Below are 16,654 nucleotides of genomic sequence, written 5' to 3'. Positions count from 1 at the left end.
GGGCGCGGTGGTCAGTCCGCGGCGCGGGGCGCGCGAGGCGCGATGGCCGCGAGCTCCGGGCCGCCGAGCACCGCCGTGAGGAGGTCGATCCGTTCTCCGAGCGAACGGAGCGACACTCGCTCTGTGACCGCGTGAGCGCCGCCGCCCCGGGGGCCGAAGCCGTCGACCGTCGGGATGCCCAGGCTCCCGAGCAGATTCGTGTCACCTGCTCCGCTCGCAGGCCTGCCGGTGACCGTCTGGCCGACCCGCGCTCCCGCGGCAGCGATCGCCGACAGCAGGTCGCCGTCCGCGGCAGACGGACTCCACGCAGGGCGGTGGCTGCGCACCGCCGTCTCGACCACCGCACCGCTCCGCACCGGGGAGAGATCGCGCAGTGCGTCGAGGACGGCGTGTTCCGTCTGTCCGTCCAGGAACCGCAGGCCGATCTCCGCCTCGGCTTCCGCGGGGACGACGTTCGCCCGCCCGCCGCCCGCGATCGTCCCGACGTTGCAGAGCACCTCCGAGTGCTGAGACGCGTCGGCGACGATGCCCCTGACCGCCACCAGCTGGTCGACGAGTTCGTCGATGGCCGAGATGCCCCCGTCCGGGTCTAGCGCGGCATGGGAAGCGCGTCCGTGAACCGTCAGGCCCACCCGGGTGCTGCCGCGCCGCCCGACCTTCAGCGCCCCATCCGGATGCGGGGACTCGAAGCCGATGGCGCCGGACACGCCTTCGGCGCACGACAGGAGCAGCGCCCGCGTGGTGGGGGAGCCGACCTCCTCGTCGCACACGATCACGACGCGCACGCTCCGGTGGGGGCGTCCGCGCAGGCGCTCGGCGGCCGCGAGCATCACGAGCAGCCCGCTCTTCATGTCGTAGACGCCTGGGCCGCGCACGGTGTCGCCGTCCACGGACCACGGCACCTGATCCTCGATCGCGCCGTGCGGCCAGACCGTGTCCGAGTGGCCGACGAGCAGAAGGGGCTCGCCGACGCCCTCGAGGTCGGCGACGAAGTTGGCGCCGGCCCCCGTCGTCTCGATGCGCACGACGGCGCCCGCTGCACCCCACCATTCGGCGAGGAGGCTCGCCATGCGCTCGCTCGCGCCCGCGTCGAAGGAGGGCGATTCGATCCGCGCGAGGCGCTCCAACCGGGCGAGGGTTTCAGCCGCTTCGTCGTTCACCTCGTGCGTCACGCCGACTCCTGTCGCTTGTTTTACGAATCATATCGTTTGCTTGATCGGGCGCTATGAGAGCGATAACCTGGCGGTCCACGCCTCGTGCGACCAAACATAGGAAACGTATCGTGCCCCAGGCTTCCCTTTCCTCGCTTCGCGCGGAGACACTGAGATCCGGCGAGGAGTTCCGCGCGGCCGCGGCTCTGTACACTCGCGTTTTCGGCTACGAGCGTCCCGAGTTCTCGCTCAACCCCAATCTTCTCAGCGCCCTCGCGCGCAACGGAGGGTCCGCGGTCGGCGTGCGCACGGCCGACGACGAGCTGATCGGATTCGCATACGGTTTCGCCGGGCGCGACGCTCTGGGCCGTGACTTCCACTATTCGCAGGCGGCCGTGGTGGATGCGTCACACCAGGGCGAAGGCGTCGGCCGGATGCTCAAAGAGCGTCAGCGCGATGTAGCGCTCGGGTGGGGGCACCGCACGATGCGCTGGACGTTCGATCCCGTGCTCTCGAGGAACGCCCACTTCAACTTCACCTCGCTCGGTGCGGAGGGTGTCGGGTTCGTGCCCGACTACTACGGCAGGGCGGGCACGGATCGCGTGGTGGTCGAGTGGCAGCTGACGCGTGACGACGACCCGTTCGACGACCTGCGCCGTGTCGAGCCGCCCGCTCTCGGCCGCGCCGACTGGGGCCGCGTCGTCCACGGGCCGCTCTCCCGCCGGGACGGCTCCGTCCAGGAGGCCGCCTGGCTCGCCGTGCCTGCGCAGGCGCCCGCCGTCTCCGACGACGGAGAGGAGCGTGCGTCGCACGACCTGCTGCGCGCGAACGTGCGTCAGTCGCTCGCTACTCTGATCGGCAGCGGAGCCGTCCTCGTCTCCTGCGTGCGCGTCGATCCGTCCACAGCCGTCTATCTCGCCGTCGAACGTCTGTCCCACCCCGATTCCGGCAAGGAGCCCTCCGTATGAGAATCGACCGATTGCGCCTGTTCGATGTGACCCTTCCCCTCGTCCACAGCTTCGAGACGAGCTCGCACCGCAAGACCGGGCTCAACCACCTTCTCGTCGAGGCGACGGACGCGGATGGCCGGGTCGGCTGGGGCGAGATCGCCACCCCCTCCGACCCGTACTACGGGTCGGAGACCACGCACACCGCGTGGAGCATCGCGGAGCGCTACCTCGTGCCCGCCGTGCTCGGGGCCATCTGGGAGACGCCCGAGGAACTGGAGGCGTCGTGGGGGCGCATCCGGGGTCACGAGTTCGCCAAGGCCGGCTTCTCCATCGCGGGCTGGGACCTGTACGCGCGCTCGACCGGCCGCTCGCTCTCGTCGCAACTCGGCGGGACGCGCACTGCGGTGGAGGCCGGCGTCTCGCTCGGCATCGAGCCGACGGTCGACGAACTCCTCGCGCAGGTCGCTCGCCAGGTGGATGCGGGGTACAAGCGGGTGAAGCTCAAGATCGCGCCAGGCTGGGACGTCGAGCCGGTCCGCGCGGTCCGCGCCGCGCATCCCGGGCTGGATCTGCACGTCGACGCCAACGGCGCGTACCGGGAGCCGGAGGAGTCCACTGCGGTGATGCTGGCCCTCGACGGCTACGGCCTGACGATGATCGAGCAGCCTTTCGCCCCGCGGGACTTCGTGGCGCACGCGCGCCTGCAGGCCGTTATCGACACCCCGGTCTGCCTCGACGAGTCGGTCGTCGCCATCGACGATCTGCACACCATGCTCGCGCTCGACGCGGGACGGGTGCTCAACATCAAGGTGTCCAGGATGGGCGGGCTCGCGGCGGCCAGGACCGCCCACGACGTTGCCCGGGATGCGGGCATCCCCGTCTGGTGCGGCGGGATGCACGAGTTCGGGGTGGGGCGGGCGGCGAACGTCGCCGTCTCCTCGCTGCCGAACTTCACGCTGCCCTCGGACGTGTCGGGATCCGACAAGTACTACGCGCGCGACGTGATCGTGCCGCCCGTCGTCGCCACGGCCGGAATCGTGCAGGTGCCGACCGCGTCGGGCATCGGCCACGAGGTGGACGTGGACTGGGTGATGCAGAACGCGTCTCGCACGCTCGACGTCTCGGCCGCGGCCGGCTGATCAGGAGGACACCATGATGACGCTCACTCTGCACCGCCTGGACCTCGGTTCCGACGCCCAGGCGGCGGACTGCCTGACCAGCATCGACCCGCGCTCCGCCCTCCTGACGGCCACAGACCTCTCGGCGACGCGCGGCGACGGCGTCTTCGAGACGGTGGTCGTGGTCGACGGTGTCCCGCAGGCGCTCGACGCGCACCTCGACCGCTTCGAGCGGTCGGCCGCCATGCTCGACCTTCCTGCGCCGCGCCGCGACCTGTGGAGACTCGCCGTACTGGCGGCAGCCGACGAGCTCCGCGAGCACACCGCGCGCGGAGCCGTGAAGTTCGTGATGTCGCGAGGCGACGAGGCGGGGGAGGCCGTCGTGCCGGTGCCGACCGGCTGGGCCATCGGTTTCGCCCCGGACAGCCGCCCGGGAGGAACGACTCCGGAGGTGGATGTTGTGCTGCTCGACCGCGGCTACCGACACGACGTCGCGCAGACGTCCCCGTGGCTGCTGCAGGGCGCGAAGACCCTCTCGTATGCGGTCAACATGGCTGCCCTGCGCGAGGCCAGACGCCGCGGAGCCCAGGATGTGATCTTCGTCAGCAGCGACGGCTACGTTCTCGAAGGCCCGAACTCCACGGTCATCGCCAGGATCGGAGGTGTCTACGTGACGCCGCCCGCCGAGCTGGGGGTGCTGCCGGGCACCACGCAGGCCGACGTCTTCACTGCGCTGTCGTCCGGGGGCGATCCGGTCGAGACCCGCGTCATCGACGTCGCAGAGCTCCGCGCGGCCGACGCCGTCTGGCTGTGCTCCAGCACGCGCGGCGCCGCCCCCGTGCGCTCCCTCGACGGCACTCCGGTGCCCGTCGACGCGCACGCCACCGACCGGATGAACGACGCACTGAACGAGCGGATGGCATGACAGCGAAGATCCCCGTCGTCGACGGCCACAACGACCTCGCCTGGGCTCGTCGCGAGCACCACGGATACACGGTCGCCGGGCTGGATGCGTCTTGCCCCGACCTCCACACCGACCTCCCACGCCTCGCGGCCGGCGGGGTCGGCGGCCAGTTCTGGTCGGTCTGGGTCGACCCTGTGCTGCAGGGGGCGGAGCAGGTGACCGCGACGCTGGAGCAGATCGACTTCGTCCACCGGCTGGTGCAGGCCTATCCGGAGCAGCTGCGGTTCGCGCGCACGGCGGACGACGTGCGCGCGGCGATGGCAGACGGCCGCATCGCGTCGCTGATCGGCGTGGAGGGCGGCGACCAGTTCAACGGTTCGCTGGCGGTTCTCCGGCAGTTCGCCCGCCTCGGGGCACGGTACGTCACGCTGACGTGGTCGCGCACGACGGATTGGGCGGACTCCGCCACCGACGAGGCGCGCCACGGCGGCCTGACCGATTTCGGCCGCGAGGTGGTGCGCGAGATGAACCGCATCGGTGTGGTGGTCGACCTCGCGCACGTCGCGCCATCCACCATGCGCGACGCCCTGGCGGTCTCCACGCGCCCGGTCATGGTGAGCCATTCCTGTGCGCTCGCGCTGTGCGACCATCCGCGCAACGTTCCGGACGACGTGCTGGCTGCGATCGGCGCGGGCGGCGGTGTGGTGATGGTGGCGTTCGTCCCGTCGTTCCTGTCCCCGGCACGCGCCGAGTGGGTGCGCGGCGGCGAGCGGGGGGAGGCGCCGCCGGTGGGCATCGCGGAGGTTGCCGACCACATCGAGCATGTGCGCGACATCGCGGGCGGCCACGCGGTCGGCCTCGGCGCGGACTACGACGGCACCGATTCCATGCCGGCCGGACTCGGGGACGTCTCGCACTACCAGGACCTCCTCGACGAGTTGCGCACGCGCGGCTGGTCGGAGCAGGAGCTCACGGCGCTCGCGCACGAGAACGTGCTGCGCGTGCTCGAAGCGTCCGATCCGGACCACCTCGCCTTCCTGGACGGTTCGGCGCCGCCCCCGCGGGCCGCTGCGCTGACCCCGGCAGTGGATGCGGCAGCGCGGGCTTCGCAGCAACCGGGCGAGCCGGATGTTGCCCCGCGGGTGCTCGTGGTCGTCAACGCGAAGGAGTCGGCTCCTCGCCGCCTCGGCCAGTGGCTCGAGGAGCAGGGCATCGTCGTCGAGCCGGTGCTCGGAACCGACGGTCTGCCGGAGAGCCTCGACGGGTACGCCGGGCTCGTGATGCTCGGCGGCGGACTGATGCCCGACGACGATGCGCGCGCTCCGTGGCTTGCGCAGGAGCGCGCTCTCGCGCTCGAGGCCATCGACGCCGACCTGCCGACACTGGGCATCTGTCTCGGCGGTCAGATCCTCGCCCACGTCGCCGGCGGGGAGGTGCGCGCGGCATTCGGGCCGAAGGAGCGAGGGGCGACGGTCATCTCGACCTCGGACGCCGGTCGCGCGGATCGCGTCATCGGCGGACTCGGCTCGTCGGCGCCGATGATCGAGAATCACCAGGACATGATCACGGAGCTGCCGCCCGCCGCTGTGCTGCTCGGGTCGAGCGACGCCGTGGACATTCAGGCGTTCCGGCTGGGCGAGCGCGTCTACGGGCTGCAGTTCCACCCGGAGGTCGGCGCGCACGACCTGCTGCGCTGGAAGGAGCCGACCACCCCGGCGCCGGGCGACCGCCCCGTGGCGGAGCTGATCGAGGAGGCGCGTGGCGTGGACGAGGAGAACACGCAGGCCAGTCACGCACTCGTCAGCGGCTTCGCCGACCACGTGCACAGCTTCGCGCGGGAGCGGACGGCCCGATGACCGGCGATGCCGAGGGCTCAGCGCTCGCCGACCTCGTCTCTCACGCCCGGGACGCGCTCGCCGCGCGACTCGACACGCCCACGCTGCGGCGGGCACCCGCATCCATTGCCGCTGTCGTGCACAGGGGCCGCGTCGTCGCCGTGAGCACGCACGGCCAGCCGCGCCGCGACGGGGCCGCGACGGCGGAGAGCACCGTCTTCCGGATCGCGTCGATGTCGAAGAGCTTCCTCGGGGCCACCGCCCTCGCGCTGCGCGACGACGGCCTGCTCGACCTGCACGCGCCGGCGACCGAGTACATCCCCGAACTCGCCGCTGCGCACGCAGGGGATGCGCCGGTCACGCTCGACGCTCTCCTCTCGAACCGGGCCGGCCTCGCCGAGGACAACGCGTGGGGGGACCGCCGGCTCGGCGCATCCCGAGCGGAACTGGCGGCCGTCGTCGCCGCCGGGCTGACGCCGTCCACCCAGCCGGGCACCGAGTACCAGTACTCCAACATCGGGATCTCGCTCATCGGCCGGGCGATCGAGGCCGTCACCGGGCGCGAAGTCGAGGCGGTGGTGCGCGACCGGATGCTCGACCCGCTCGGACTCACCGACACCCGCGCGGCGGCCGACCTCTATCCCGTCGGGGTCGACCTGGCCGCCGGGTTCCGCACCTTCGACGACGGAGCGACGTTCGCGCCGGAACCATACGTCGGCTCCGGCGCGCTGGCCTGCATCGGCAGCCTGTTCAGCACCGTGCGGGACGTCGCGGTGTGGGCAGACTTCCTCGGCTCGGCATTCGACGCCGATGCCGCCGACGCGGACGGCGCCACCGTGCTGAGTGCGTCCTCGCGGCGGGAGCTGCAGACGGCGCGCACCCTGATCCCCATCGGAGCGCCGTCGGGTGGTCGCGAGCTCGACGGCCTCGGGTACGGCTACGGCTTGGTGGTCGAGCACGACAGGCGCTTCGGCCGCATCGTGCAGCACGCCGGGGGACTCCCCGGGTTCTCGTCGCACATGCGCTGGCAGCCGGCCACCGGCGTCGGCGTGGTCGTCTTCGGCAACTCGGACGCCTTCGGTGCCGGCCGCATCGCCACCGACCTCCTCGCCGACGTGCTCACCCGCGTGGATGCGCCTGCCGCCGTCGTGCGCCCCTGGCCGGAGACACTGGATGCGGCCCGCCGGATCGACGAGCTCGTCGCCGCCGACCGTCCCCTCTCCGACGCGGCAGGCATCCTCGCCTCCAACGTGTTGCGGGATGTGCCGGAGAGCGTGCGCGCAGAACGGCTCGCTGCCGCGCTCGCCGAGGTCGGGCCCATCCGGGCGGACGCGGCGCCGTTCGCCGACCGCATCGTCGCCGCCGCCGATCGTTCGGCGCTTCGCTGGGTCGTCCCGTGCGAGCGCGGCGCCCTCGTGTGCGACGTACACCTCGTCGGCCTGCGTGAGCCCGTCGTGCAGGAGTTCACGATCCAGGTGGCCGGGGAGGGCGGACGCAAGCCGCGCGATGAGGCGCCGCGCGTGACCGACCACCACCGGGTCGAACGGGAGGGTGCGCGATGACGACGCAGCCCCGCCCCCGACTCGCCGATCTCGGCGTCACCCTCGGCCCCCATCCCCGCGGGCGGCACAACGCGATCACCGATGTGCCCGGCGTCCTCGTCGGCCACTCCACCGTCCACACCGACCGGCTGAACACCGGCGTGACCGCGATCGTCCCCGAGGTCATCGGCGCTGACCGGCGGTGGATCCCCGCCGGTCTGGCCGTCGGGAACGGCTACGGCAAACTCGTCGGCGCGACACAGCTCCAGGAGCTCGGCGCCATCGAGACGCCCATCCTGCTCACCAGCACGCTCTCCGCGTACCGCGTCGCCGACGCCCTCCTCGGGCACATGCTGTCGAAGCCCGGCTACGAGACGACCACGACCCTCAACCCCGTCGTCGGCGAGACGAACGACGGCTTCCTCTCCGACATCCGCTCCCGTCCCCTCGGAACGCAGCACGTCGAGGAGGCGCTCGCGTCGGCCACCTCCGGTCCCGTTGCCGAGGGCAGCGTCGGCGCCGGGTCGGGCACCGTCGCCCTCGGTTTCAAGGGCGGCATCGGCACCTCGTCCAGGACGGTGACTGTGGGAGACACCCGGCACACCGTCGGCGCGCTCGTGCAATCGAACTTCAGCGGAACACTGTCGATCGCGGGTGTCCCGATGCCGTCCGCCGAACTCGTCCCCGGCCCGACCGCGGAGACCGTCGGCAACTCGTGCATGATCGTCGTCGCGACCGACGCGCCGCTCGACGCACGGCAGCTCGCCCGCTGCGCCCGGCGCGCCGTCTTCGCGATGCGCGGTGTGGGGGCCGATTTCGCCCAGGGCAGCGGCGACTACGCCATCGCGTTCTCCGTCGGCCAGGCCACGCCACCCGACGACGCCCTGCTCTCTCCGCTGTTCCAGGCGACGATGGATGCGGTCGAGGAGGCCCTCGTGAACTCCCTCCTCACCGCGACCACGCAGTCCCACGCCGACGGCCACATCGCCCACGCCATCCCGCTGCCGGCGGTGCGCGAGCGGCTCGCCGCGGCCGGCGTCGTCCGCGTCATGGATTCGAACGTATAGAGTCTTGATAATCGGCGGGCTGCGACTGGCGACAACGGCCGGCAGCCCGCCGCTCTTCTTTCTGCCTCTGCGGCTCCCCTCCCTCTTCGGCGCTCCGCGCATCCCGTTCTTGACGTCTTCACAACTATCTTTTATGGTTTATTTAGTTCTGAAGAAAAGGATGCAATGGCGCTCACATCTCCCTCACGCACCGACGTGAACCGCACGGCGATCCTGGCCCACCTCGGCGGCCAGGGGCCGGCCTCTCGCGCCGATCTGGCGCGGATGCTCGGCGTCTCGCCCGCTCTCGTCACCCAGCTCACCCGCGACCTGCTCGCGGAGGGACTCATCGAGGAGCTCGACACCTCCACCTCGCAGGGCGGGGGACGCCCGGCCAGGATGCTCGGCGTCGTCGCCCGCACCGCCTGCGCCATCGGGGTCAAGGTGGTCGCCGATCACGTCGCGTTCGTGGAGGTGGGCATCGACGGTTCGGTGCTCCGCTCGGCCACCGAGCCGTTCGACGCGATGTCGCCGCTCGCGACCTCCGCACTGATCGAACTCGCCCGCACCTTCATCGAGGCGGGAGGGGACAACCGGCTGCTCGGCATCGGCGTCGGCATCCCCGGCACTGTGGATGAGCAGGGGATCGGCGTCGTGGACTCCACCCAGCTGCGCTGGAACCAGGTGCCGCTCGGCGCCTCCCTTCGCCGGGCGCTCGACCTGCCCGTCGTCGTCGAGAACAACGTCAACGCGCTCAGCGTCGCCGAGCGGCTGTTCGGGCAGGGGCGCGACTGCGCCGACTTCCTGGTGGTCACGATCGGCACCGGCGTCGGGGCCGGCATCGTGTCCGGCGGCTCGATCTTGCGCGGCAGGGCGGGCGGAGCAGGCGACATCGGCCACATCCCCGTCGCGGAGGGCGGCCCGCTCTGCCAGTGCGGCAACCACGGCTGCCTCGAAGCGTTCGTGGGGGAGAGTGCGCTGGTCGCCACCGCCGTGCGGGACGGCGTCGTGAACGACGGCGCGGACATCCGGGATGTGCGCGAAGCAGCAGACGCCGGGAACGCCGCGGCCGTGCGCGTGTTCGACGACGCCGGCCGGCTGCTCGGGCGCACGCTCGCCGGTGTGGTGAACATGCTCGACCCCGAGCTCGTCGTGATCCTCGGCGAGGGCGTAGAGGCGTGGGACCACTGGTCGCCGTCGTTCGAGCCCGCACTGCGCGCATCCCTCGTCCCCGGCAAGCGCGGGGTCGAGGTGGCCGTCGAGACCTGGCAGGACGACCGCTGGGCGCAGGGCGCAGCGGCGCTCGTGCTCGCGACCCCGTTCGATACCCACGGGGTGGCGGGAGAGCAGGGACGCCTGATGCGCGAGCGTCTGGTGTCGAGCGCGGGGGTGCGGCCATGACCGTCTCGGGGATCAGCCCGGTCGGGGCGCCGCCGAGCGCATCCGGTGCTGCGAGCGGAGCAGACGGCCGGCGGGCCGCGCGCACCCCGTCCGGCGGGCGCGGTAGCAGCAGCCGCCCCGGTCGCCGGCCAGGCAGGAAGCGCCTCTCCTACTTCCTCATCGTCGCGATCTTCCTGCTGCCGAGCCTCATCCCGCTGCTGGCCTTCACCATCGGCCCGATGATCGCCGCCGCGTGGACGAGCTTCCACGAGTGGAACCTGATCGGCCCGATGAAGTGGGTCGGTTTCGACAACTACGCCACCCTGGTCAGCGACCCTGGCACGCAGCAGGCCTTCCTGCACACGCTCTACTACATCGTCGGCTACCTGCCGCTGGTCTACGTCGGCGGTCTGGGCCTGGCCCTCGCGCTCAACAGCAGGATCAAGGGGCGCGCGTTCCTCCGCGGCGTCTACTTCCTGCCGGTGGTCACCAGCTGGGTGGTCGTCGCGCTGGTCTGGCGCTGGCTGCTCAACCCCAGCGTCGGCATCGTCAACTGGGCGCTGTCGCTGATCGGGATCGACGGGCCCGGCTGGTGGGCGGACCCCGCCTGGTCGATGCCGTCGATCATCCTGGCCTCGGCGTGGAAGGACCTCGGCTTCGTCATGGTCATCCTGCTGGCCGGGCTGCAGACCATCAACCCCGACCTCTACGAAGCAGCGGAGATCGACGGCGCCGGATGGTGGCGGCGGCTGTTCAGCATCACCCTTCCGATGCTCTCCCCCTCCACCTTCTTCGTCATCGTGCTCTCCCTCATCAACGGCTTCCAGGTCTTCGACCAGGTGTTCGTGATGACGGGCGGTGGCCCGAACAACTCGAGCCGCGTCGTGGTGCAGGAGGTCTACGACCTCACGTTCCGCTACGGGCAGGCCGGCATGGCGTCCGCGCTCTCCTGGCTGCTGTTCATCGTGATCCTGATCGTCACGCTCATCCAGTTCCTCGGCCAGAAGAAGTGGGTGAACTATGCGTAGTCCTGTCGCGAAAGTGTCGCTGTACACGGCCGTCATCCTGGGCGCGCTGATCATGGTGTTCCCGTTCGTCTGGACGATCGTCACGTCGATCAGCCCGGGTGCGAGCCTCACCAGCACGCCCAAGCTCATCCCGGACAACCCGTCGTTCGCGCCGTACGCTGAGCTGTTCCAGCGGGTGCCGTTCGGGCAGGTCATCGTCAACAGCCTGGTGATCGCGGTGGTGAGCACGGTGTTCCAGCTGGTCACCAGCTCGATGGCGGCGTACGTGTTCGCCCGGATGCCGTTCCGTGGCCGCGGTGCGATCTTCGTGCTCTACCTGGCGACCATGATGATCCCGTTCCAGGTGCTCATCGTGCCGCTGTTCGTGGAGATGAAGTCGCTCGGCCTGATCAACACGTATGCGGGCGCCATCCTGCCCACCGTCGCGTCGGCCTTCGGGGTGTTCCTGCTGCGGCAGGCGATCAGCACGGTCCCGTACGAGCTCGACCAGGCGGCGACACTGGATGGGGCCGGCCACTTCCGGGTGTTCTTCCAGATCGTGCTCCCCCTGGTGCGCCCGGCGCTCGCCACGCTCGCGGTGTTCGGCTTCCTGAACACCTGGAACAGCTTCCTCTGGCCGCTCATCATCCTGCGCGACCCGCTGATGCAGACGCTGCCCGTGGCGCTGTCGAGCCTGCAGGGGCAGTACTCCACCCAGTGGGACGTGCTCATGGCCGGCTCGGTCGTCAGCATCATCCCGATGTTCGCGCTCTACCTCTTCGCCCAGAAGTACATCGTCCAGGGCGTCGCCGGCACCGGCCTGAAATAGCCGCGCCATCACCTCCATCACCACAGCAGCAGCATCCGCACCATCCGTATCAAAGGAGATAGCAAACACATGAACAAGAAACTCGCCGCGACCGCAGCACTCGCGGTCGCCGCCCTCGCCACCGTCGGGATGAGTGGATGCAGCGCATCCGGCTCAGACGGAGGGAAGACGACCATCACATACTCGAACTTCATCTCGAACGGCGGCAACGAGAAGAACCTCGCCACCATCGTGAGCGCGTTCGAGAAGGCCAACCCGGACATCACCGTCAAGGTGTCGACCACCGACTACGCCAACTACTTCACCAAGCTGCAGACCGACCTCTCGGCCGGCACGCAGTCCGACGTGTTCGACGTGGACCTCGGCAGCTACGGAAACCTGCAGGCGGACGGCGTGCTCGCCCCGCTCGACGGTGTGGATGCGAAGGCGTACCGGACCTCCGTGCTCGACACCTACAAGACGGACGGCAAGCAGTACGGCCTGCCCACCTCGTTCTCCAACGTGGTGCTCTTCTACAACAAGGACCTCTTCGATAAGGCGGGCGTCTCGTACCCGACGGACTCGTGGACCTGGGCGGACGAGGAGGCTGCGGCCAAGAAGCTGACCGACAAGGCGGCCGGCGTCTGGGGCGACTACCAGCCGATCACGTACAACGAGTACTACAAGACCGTGCAGCAGGCCGGCGGCTCCTTCCTCACCAAGGACGGCAAGAAGTCGGCGTTCGACTCCGACGCCGGCACGAAGGCCGCGGACTGGCTGGCCGGCAAGAGCGGCGTGACCATGCCGTCCGCCGCCGACGGAGCAGGCACCCCGGACTTCGACTCCAACCTGTTCAAGGACGGCAAGCTCGCGATGTGGCACACCGGCATCTGGATGTTCAGCACCCTCGGGAAGCTGCCGTTCGGCTGGGACGTCGCGGTCGAGCCGGGTGACACCCAGAAGGCCAGCGCCACGTTCTCCAACGCGGTCGCCGTCTCCAACGACTCCAAGCACAAGGACGCAGCGCAGAAGTTCGCGACGTACCTGTCCAGCTCGAAGACGATGGTGGATGTGCGACTCAAGGCGGGCTGGGAACTCCCGGCCATCTCGGACGAGTCGCTGCTGAAGCCGTACCTCACCGCCGGCACCCCGGAGAACCGCAAGGCCGTGTTCGACTCGCTGGAGCACATCGCCACCGCGCCGAACCTGGGCTCCAACTCGCAGAAGATCCAGGACGACGTGACCAACGCGCTCGGCGAGATCGCGGCGGGCAGGTCCAAGACCGCCGACACCATCCCGGCGACGGCGAAGCAGGTCGACGCGCTGCTCAAGTAGCAGCGCACCGCCAGAGCGGCCCGGCCGGGCACCCCCATCCCGGCCGGGCCGCCCATCGCGGAGCCACCGACCACGAACACCGAGTCACGGACACACCAGAAAGGCCGTCGTGCCCACCACCTTCACCCCGCAGACCGCGCTCGCAGGGATCGCGGACCTCGCCGCCTCCGGCCACCGCCTGATCGCGGCGCTGCAGACGCCGGAAGGCGCATACCCGGCGAGTCCCACGTTCTCCGCATACGCCGGATACTGCTGGTTCCGCGACGGATCGTTCATCGCGGATGGCGTCTCCTCCTACGGCGACGAGGCATCGGCGACGGCCTTCTTCGACTGGTGCGCGCGGGTGCTCACGGCGCGGGCGGACCACATCCACTGGATCGTCAACGAGACCAGGGCAGGACGACCGCCGGCCGGGGAGCACATGCTTCCCGCGCGGTTCACGTACGACGGCCAGGACGGCACCGACGAGTGGTGGGACTTCCAGCTCGACGGTTACGGCACCTGGCTGTGGGCGCTCGTCGCCCACGCCGAGCGGCACGGCGTCGACCTCTCCGGCTGGCGCGAAGCGGCCGAGCTGACGGTCGACTACCTCACCAGCTCCTGGGACCGCCCGTGCTACGACTGGTGGGAGGAGCACAGCGAGTCCGTGCACGTCTCCACGCTGGCCTGCGTCTCGGCCGGGTTGGACGCCGCGGTGCGCGCCGGCCTGGTGAGCGGCACGCGCGCCGAGGAGGCGACGGCCGCATCCCGGGCCATCCGCGAGGTCGTCGCTGAGCGAGGCGTGCGCGACGGCCACCTGACCAAATGGCTCGGCGTCGCCACCATCGACGGCAGCCTTGCAGCAGCCATCGCCCCGCTCGGGATGCTGGATGCGCGCTCGGCGCTCGCCGCGGGAACCATCGACGCCCTGGAGCGGCAGCTCACGGTCGACGGCGGCGTGCACCGCTACCTCGGGGACACCTTCTACGGCGGGGGCCGCTGGCCCATTCTCAGCTGCTTCCTCGGCCTGGCGCACGCCGCGGCGGGCGAGCGGGAGCGCGCGGTGGAACTGCTCGCCTGGGCGGCATCCACGGCCACCGCCGACCTCGACCTCCCCGAGCAGGTCGACGGCCACCTGATCGCCCCCGGCATGCGCCAGGAGTGGCTCGACCGCTGGGGCGCCGTCGCCACCCCGCTGCTGTGGAGCCACGCCATGCTCATCCGTCTCGCCGTCGAACTCGACCCGACTCTCACCTCGCTCACCTCGCTCACGTCGCTCCCGGAAGGACCCACCCGATGATCCGCCACCGCCCGTCCGGCTCCGGCCACCCGTACTCGATCGACACCGAGCAGCGCTCGCCGGTCATCCCCGAGGCCGGCTCGACCGCCGTGCTCGGCGTGCGCGCCAGCGGGACGGTGGATGCGGTCGCCGTCGAGTTCGCCTGGCGGCCGGATGCTGGCGCGGATGCGGATGCTGGCACGCCCGAGTCGCTCGTGCTCCCGCTCGCCCGCGTCGCCAGCTCCTCCCGCGGACGCACCGAGGACGGCGGCCACCTCGCCTCCGCGCAGGCCAGGCTCGCCCGAGCGGTCGGTGGCTGGCAGGTCGAGACCCCGCAGCTCCGCTTCGGCGGCGCATACCGCTATCGCTTCACGGCAACGCACACCGACGGCCGCACCGAGCGCACGCGCTGGTTCTCGTTCCGCGCGGCGCAGTGGCAGCCGGTGGATGCGGGGGCGGTGGCCGGTGCATCCGGCGCATCCCGCATCGTCCCCGGCTCGGTCTCCGTGCTGCACGACGGCGAGCGGGCGACGCGCATCCGGTTCGCGCTCCCGCTGGCCGACGGCGAGCACGTCACCGGTTTCGGCGAGCGCTACGACGCGCTCGACCACCGCGGCGCCGAACTCGACTCCGTGGTGTTCGAGCAGTACAAGAACCAGGGCGCGGAGCGGAAGACCTACCTGCCCATGCCGTTCGCGCACGTCGTGGGCGGCGATGGATGGGGTTTCCATGTCCGCACGTCCCGTCGCGTCTGGTTCGACGTCGGCGCATCCACCCCCTCCGAGCTGCGGGTGGAGGCCGAGCTCGACGCCCCGGTCGACGCATCCGGTCCCTCCAGCGACCTGCTCACGGTCGCCTTCTTCAACGGATCCCCGACGGACGTGCTGCGCGGCTTCCTCGCCGAGGCAGGCTCCCCGGTCGAGCTGCCCGATTGGGTGTTCCGCCTGTGGGCGAGCGGCAACGAGTGGAACACGCAGGCCGAGGTCATGCGCCAGGTCGACCTGCACCGCGAGCACGACATCCCCGTCGGCTCCGTGGTGATCGAGGCGTGGAGCGACGAGAGCACGTTCACCGCGTTCCGGGATGCGCGCGCCGCCGTCACCGAGGACGGCGCGCCGCACCGCCTCGCCGACTTCGAGTTCCCCGAGGACGGCGCGTGGCCGGACCCGAAGGGCATGACGGACGAACTACACGCCAGGGACATCCGGCTGCACCTGTGGCAGATCCCGCTCATCAAGATGCGCCCGCACCCCCGCGACCAGGTCGCCGCGGACGCCGCAGCGGCGATCAGGGAGAACGTGCTCATCCGGGAGGAGGCGCCGGGAGGCAGCCTGCGTCCGTACCGCAACCGCGGCTGGTGGTTCCCGCTCGGCCTGATGCCCGACCTCACCGACGAGCGCGCAGCGCGCTGGTGGACGGAGAAGCGCCGCTACCTCGTCGAGGAGGTCGGCATCGACGGCTTCAAGACGGACGGTGGAGAGCATGCCTGGGGCAGCGACCTCGTCTACCTCGACGGCAGGCGCGGCGACGAGAAGAACAACACCTTCCCCGTCGCGTACGCCGCGGCGTACGGCGACCTGCTCCGCTCGGCGGGCAAGGCGCCCGTGACGTTCAGCCGCGCGGGCTTCACCGGCTCGCAGGCGCACGGCGCGTTCTGGGCGGGCGACGAGAACTCGACGTGGGAGGCGTTCCGCTGGTCGATGCTCGCCGGACTCTCCGCCGCCGCGAGCGGCATCGTCTACTGGGGCTGGGACCTGGCCGGCTTCTCCGGCGACGTGCCCTCCTCCGAGCTGTTCCTCCGCTCGGTCGCCGCGGCGACGTTCGTGCCGATCATGCAGTACCACTCCGAGTTCAACCACCACCGCACGCCGTCGCGCGACCGCACGCCGTGGAACATCCAGGAGCGTTCGGGCGACGACCGGGTCATCCCGGTGTTCCGCCGGTACGCGAAGCTGCGCGAACGTCTCGTGCCATACCTGGCGGAGCAGGCGGCGATCACGGTCGCGACCGCCCGCCCGCTGATGCGCCCGCTCTACTTCGACCACCCGGCCGACCCGGCCGTCTGGTCGACGGAGCCGCAGTGGATGCTCGGAGACGACCTCCTCGTCGCCCCCGTGCTGTCCGAGGGCGCGACCAGCTGGCCGGTCTACCTCCCTGCCGGTTCGTGGGTGGACGCCTGGACGGGCGAGCAATTCGCGGGAGGTGCGACCGTCACGGTGGACACCCCGCTCGACGCGATCCCGGTGTTCGTGCGCGCCGAGGCCGCAGGGCGGATGCTGCCGGTGTTCGCCGACGACGATGACGCCGCCGAGGACTGACCT

Annotated in this window: 13 protein-coding genes; 12 read left to right on the top strand and 1 reads right to left on the bottom strand. The window is 70.8% G+C overall.

Annotated elements, in window-relative coordinates; genetic code table 11:
- Positions 1-11: 11 nt before the first annotated feature.
- Positions 12-1,172 (bottom strand): M20/M25/M40 family metallo-hydrolase, encoded by a 1,161-nt coding sequence (locus B7438_RS04520; protein WP_256921862.1) that lies wholly within the window; start codon positions 1,170-1,172, stop codon positions 12-14.
- Between the two features lie 110 nt (positions 1,173-1,282).
- Between B7438_RS04520 and B7438_RS04515 the strand changes: the two genes are divergently transcribed.
- The 12 genes from B7438_RS04515 to B7438_RS04460 all read left to right on the top strand — a co-directional run bounded on the left by B7438_RS04515 (position 1,283) and on the right by B7438_RS04460 (position 16,651).
- A complete protein-coding gene (locus B7438_RS04515; RefSeq protein ID WP_085368349.1) occupies positions 1,283-2,119 on the top strand; it encodes a GNAT family N-acetyltransferase in 837 nt (278 codons plus the stop codon).
- Positions 2,116-3,240 (top strand): o-succinylbenzoate synthase, encoded by a 1,125-nt coding sequence (menC, locus tag B7438_RS04510; RefSeq protein ID WP_085368348.1) that lies wholly within the window; start codon positions 2,116-2,118, stop codon positions 3,238-3,240. The genes B7438_RS04515 and menC overlap by 4 nt, the downstream gene beginning before the upstream one ends.
- A 13-nt stretch (positions 3,241-3,253) precedes the next feature.
- A complete protein-coding gene (locus B7438_RS04505; RefSeq protein ID WP_085368347.1) occupies positions 3,254-4,144 on the top strand; it encodes an aminodeoxychorismate lyase in 891 nt (296 codons plus the stop codon).
- Complete coding sequence (locus tag B7438_RS20955) at positions 4,141-5,979, top strand: membrane dipeptidase (protein WP_085368346.1); 1,839 nt, start codon at positions 4,141-4,143, stop codon at positions 5,977-5,979. Before B7438_RS04505 ends, B7438_RS20955 begins: the two co-directional genes overlap by 4 nt.
- The gene (locus B7438_RS04495) at positions 5,976-7,520 is read left to right on the top strand and encodes a serine hydrolase (protein ID WP_085368345.1); all 1,545 of its coding nucleotides are present in this window, start codon (positions 5,976-5,978) and stop codon (positions 7,518-7,520) included. Before B7438_RS20955 ends, B7438_RS04495 begins: the two co-directional genes overlap by 4 nt.
- Complete coding sequence (locus B7438_RS04490) at positions 7,517-8,566, top strand: P1 family peptidase (RefSeq protein WP_085368344.1); 1,050 nt, start codon at positions 7,517-7,519, stop codon at positions 8,564-8,566. The genes B7438_RS04495 and B7438_RS04490 overlap by 4 nt, the downstream gene beginning before the upstream one ends.
- A gap of 165 nt (positions 8,567-8,731) precedes the next feature.
- On the top strand, positions 8,732-9,946 hold the full coding sequence (locus tag B7438_RS04485; protein ID WP_085368343.1) for an ROK family transcriptional regulator: 1,215 nt from the start codon (positions 8,732-8,734) through the stop codon (positions 9,944-9,946).
- Positions 9,943-10,953, top strand: coding sequence for a carbohydrate ABC transporter permease (locus tag B7438_RS04480; protein WP_085368342.1), 1,011 nt, complete (start codon positions 9,943-9,945; stop codon positions 10,951-10,953). The genes B7438_RS04485 and B7438_RS04480 overlap by 4 nt, the downstream gene beginning before the upstream one ends.
- The gene (locus tag B7438_RS04475; protein WP_085368341.1) at positions 10,946-11,761 is read left to right on the top strand and encodes a carbohydrate ABC transporter permease; all 816 of its coding nucleotides are present in this window, start codon (positions 10,946-10,948) and stop codon (positions 11,759-11,761) included. The genes B7438_RS04480 and B7438_RS04475 overlap by 8 nt, the downstream gene beginning before the upstream one ends.
- 69 nt (positions 11,762-11,830) lie before the next feature.
- Positions 11,831-13,075, top strand: a complete 1,245-nt coding sequence (locus B7438_RS04470; protein WP_085368340.1) for a sugar ABC transporter substrate-binding protein — start codon at positions 11,831-11,833, stop codon at positions 13,073-13,075.
- A 109-nt stretch (positions 13,076-13,184) separates the two neighbouring features.
- Positions 13,185-14,354 carry a glycoside hydrolase family 15 protein gene (locus B7438_RS04465; protein WP_085368339.1) on the top strand — a complete coding sequence of 390 codons (1,170 nt, stop codon included), beginning with the start codon at positions 13,185-13,187 and terminating at the stop codon, positions 14,352-14,354.
- Positions 14,351-16,651: a TIM-barrel domain-containing protein gene (locus B7438_RS04460; protein ID WP_085368338.1), complete on the top strand. Its 2,301-nt coding sequence runs from the start codon at positions 14,351-14,353 to the stop codon at positions 16,649-16,651. The genes B7438_RS04465 and B7438_RS04460 overlap by 4 nt, the downstream gene beginning before the upstream one ends.
- Positions 16,652-16,654 lie beyond the last annotated feature (3 nt).

It is taken from the genome of Leifsonia sp. NCR5 (assembly GCF_002105485.1).
Lineage (GTDB): Bacteria > Actinomycetota > Actinomycetes > Actinomycetales > Microbacteriaceae > Leifsonia.
This window is presented reverse-complemented; position numbering and strand designations above follow the sequence as displayed.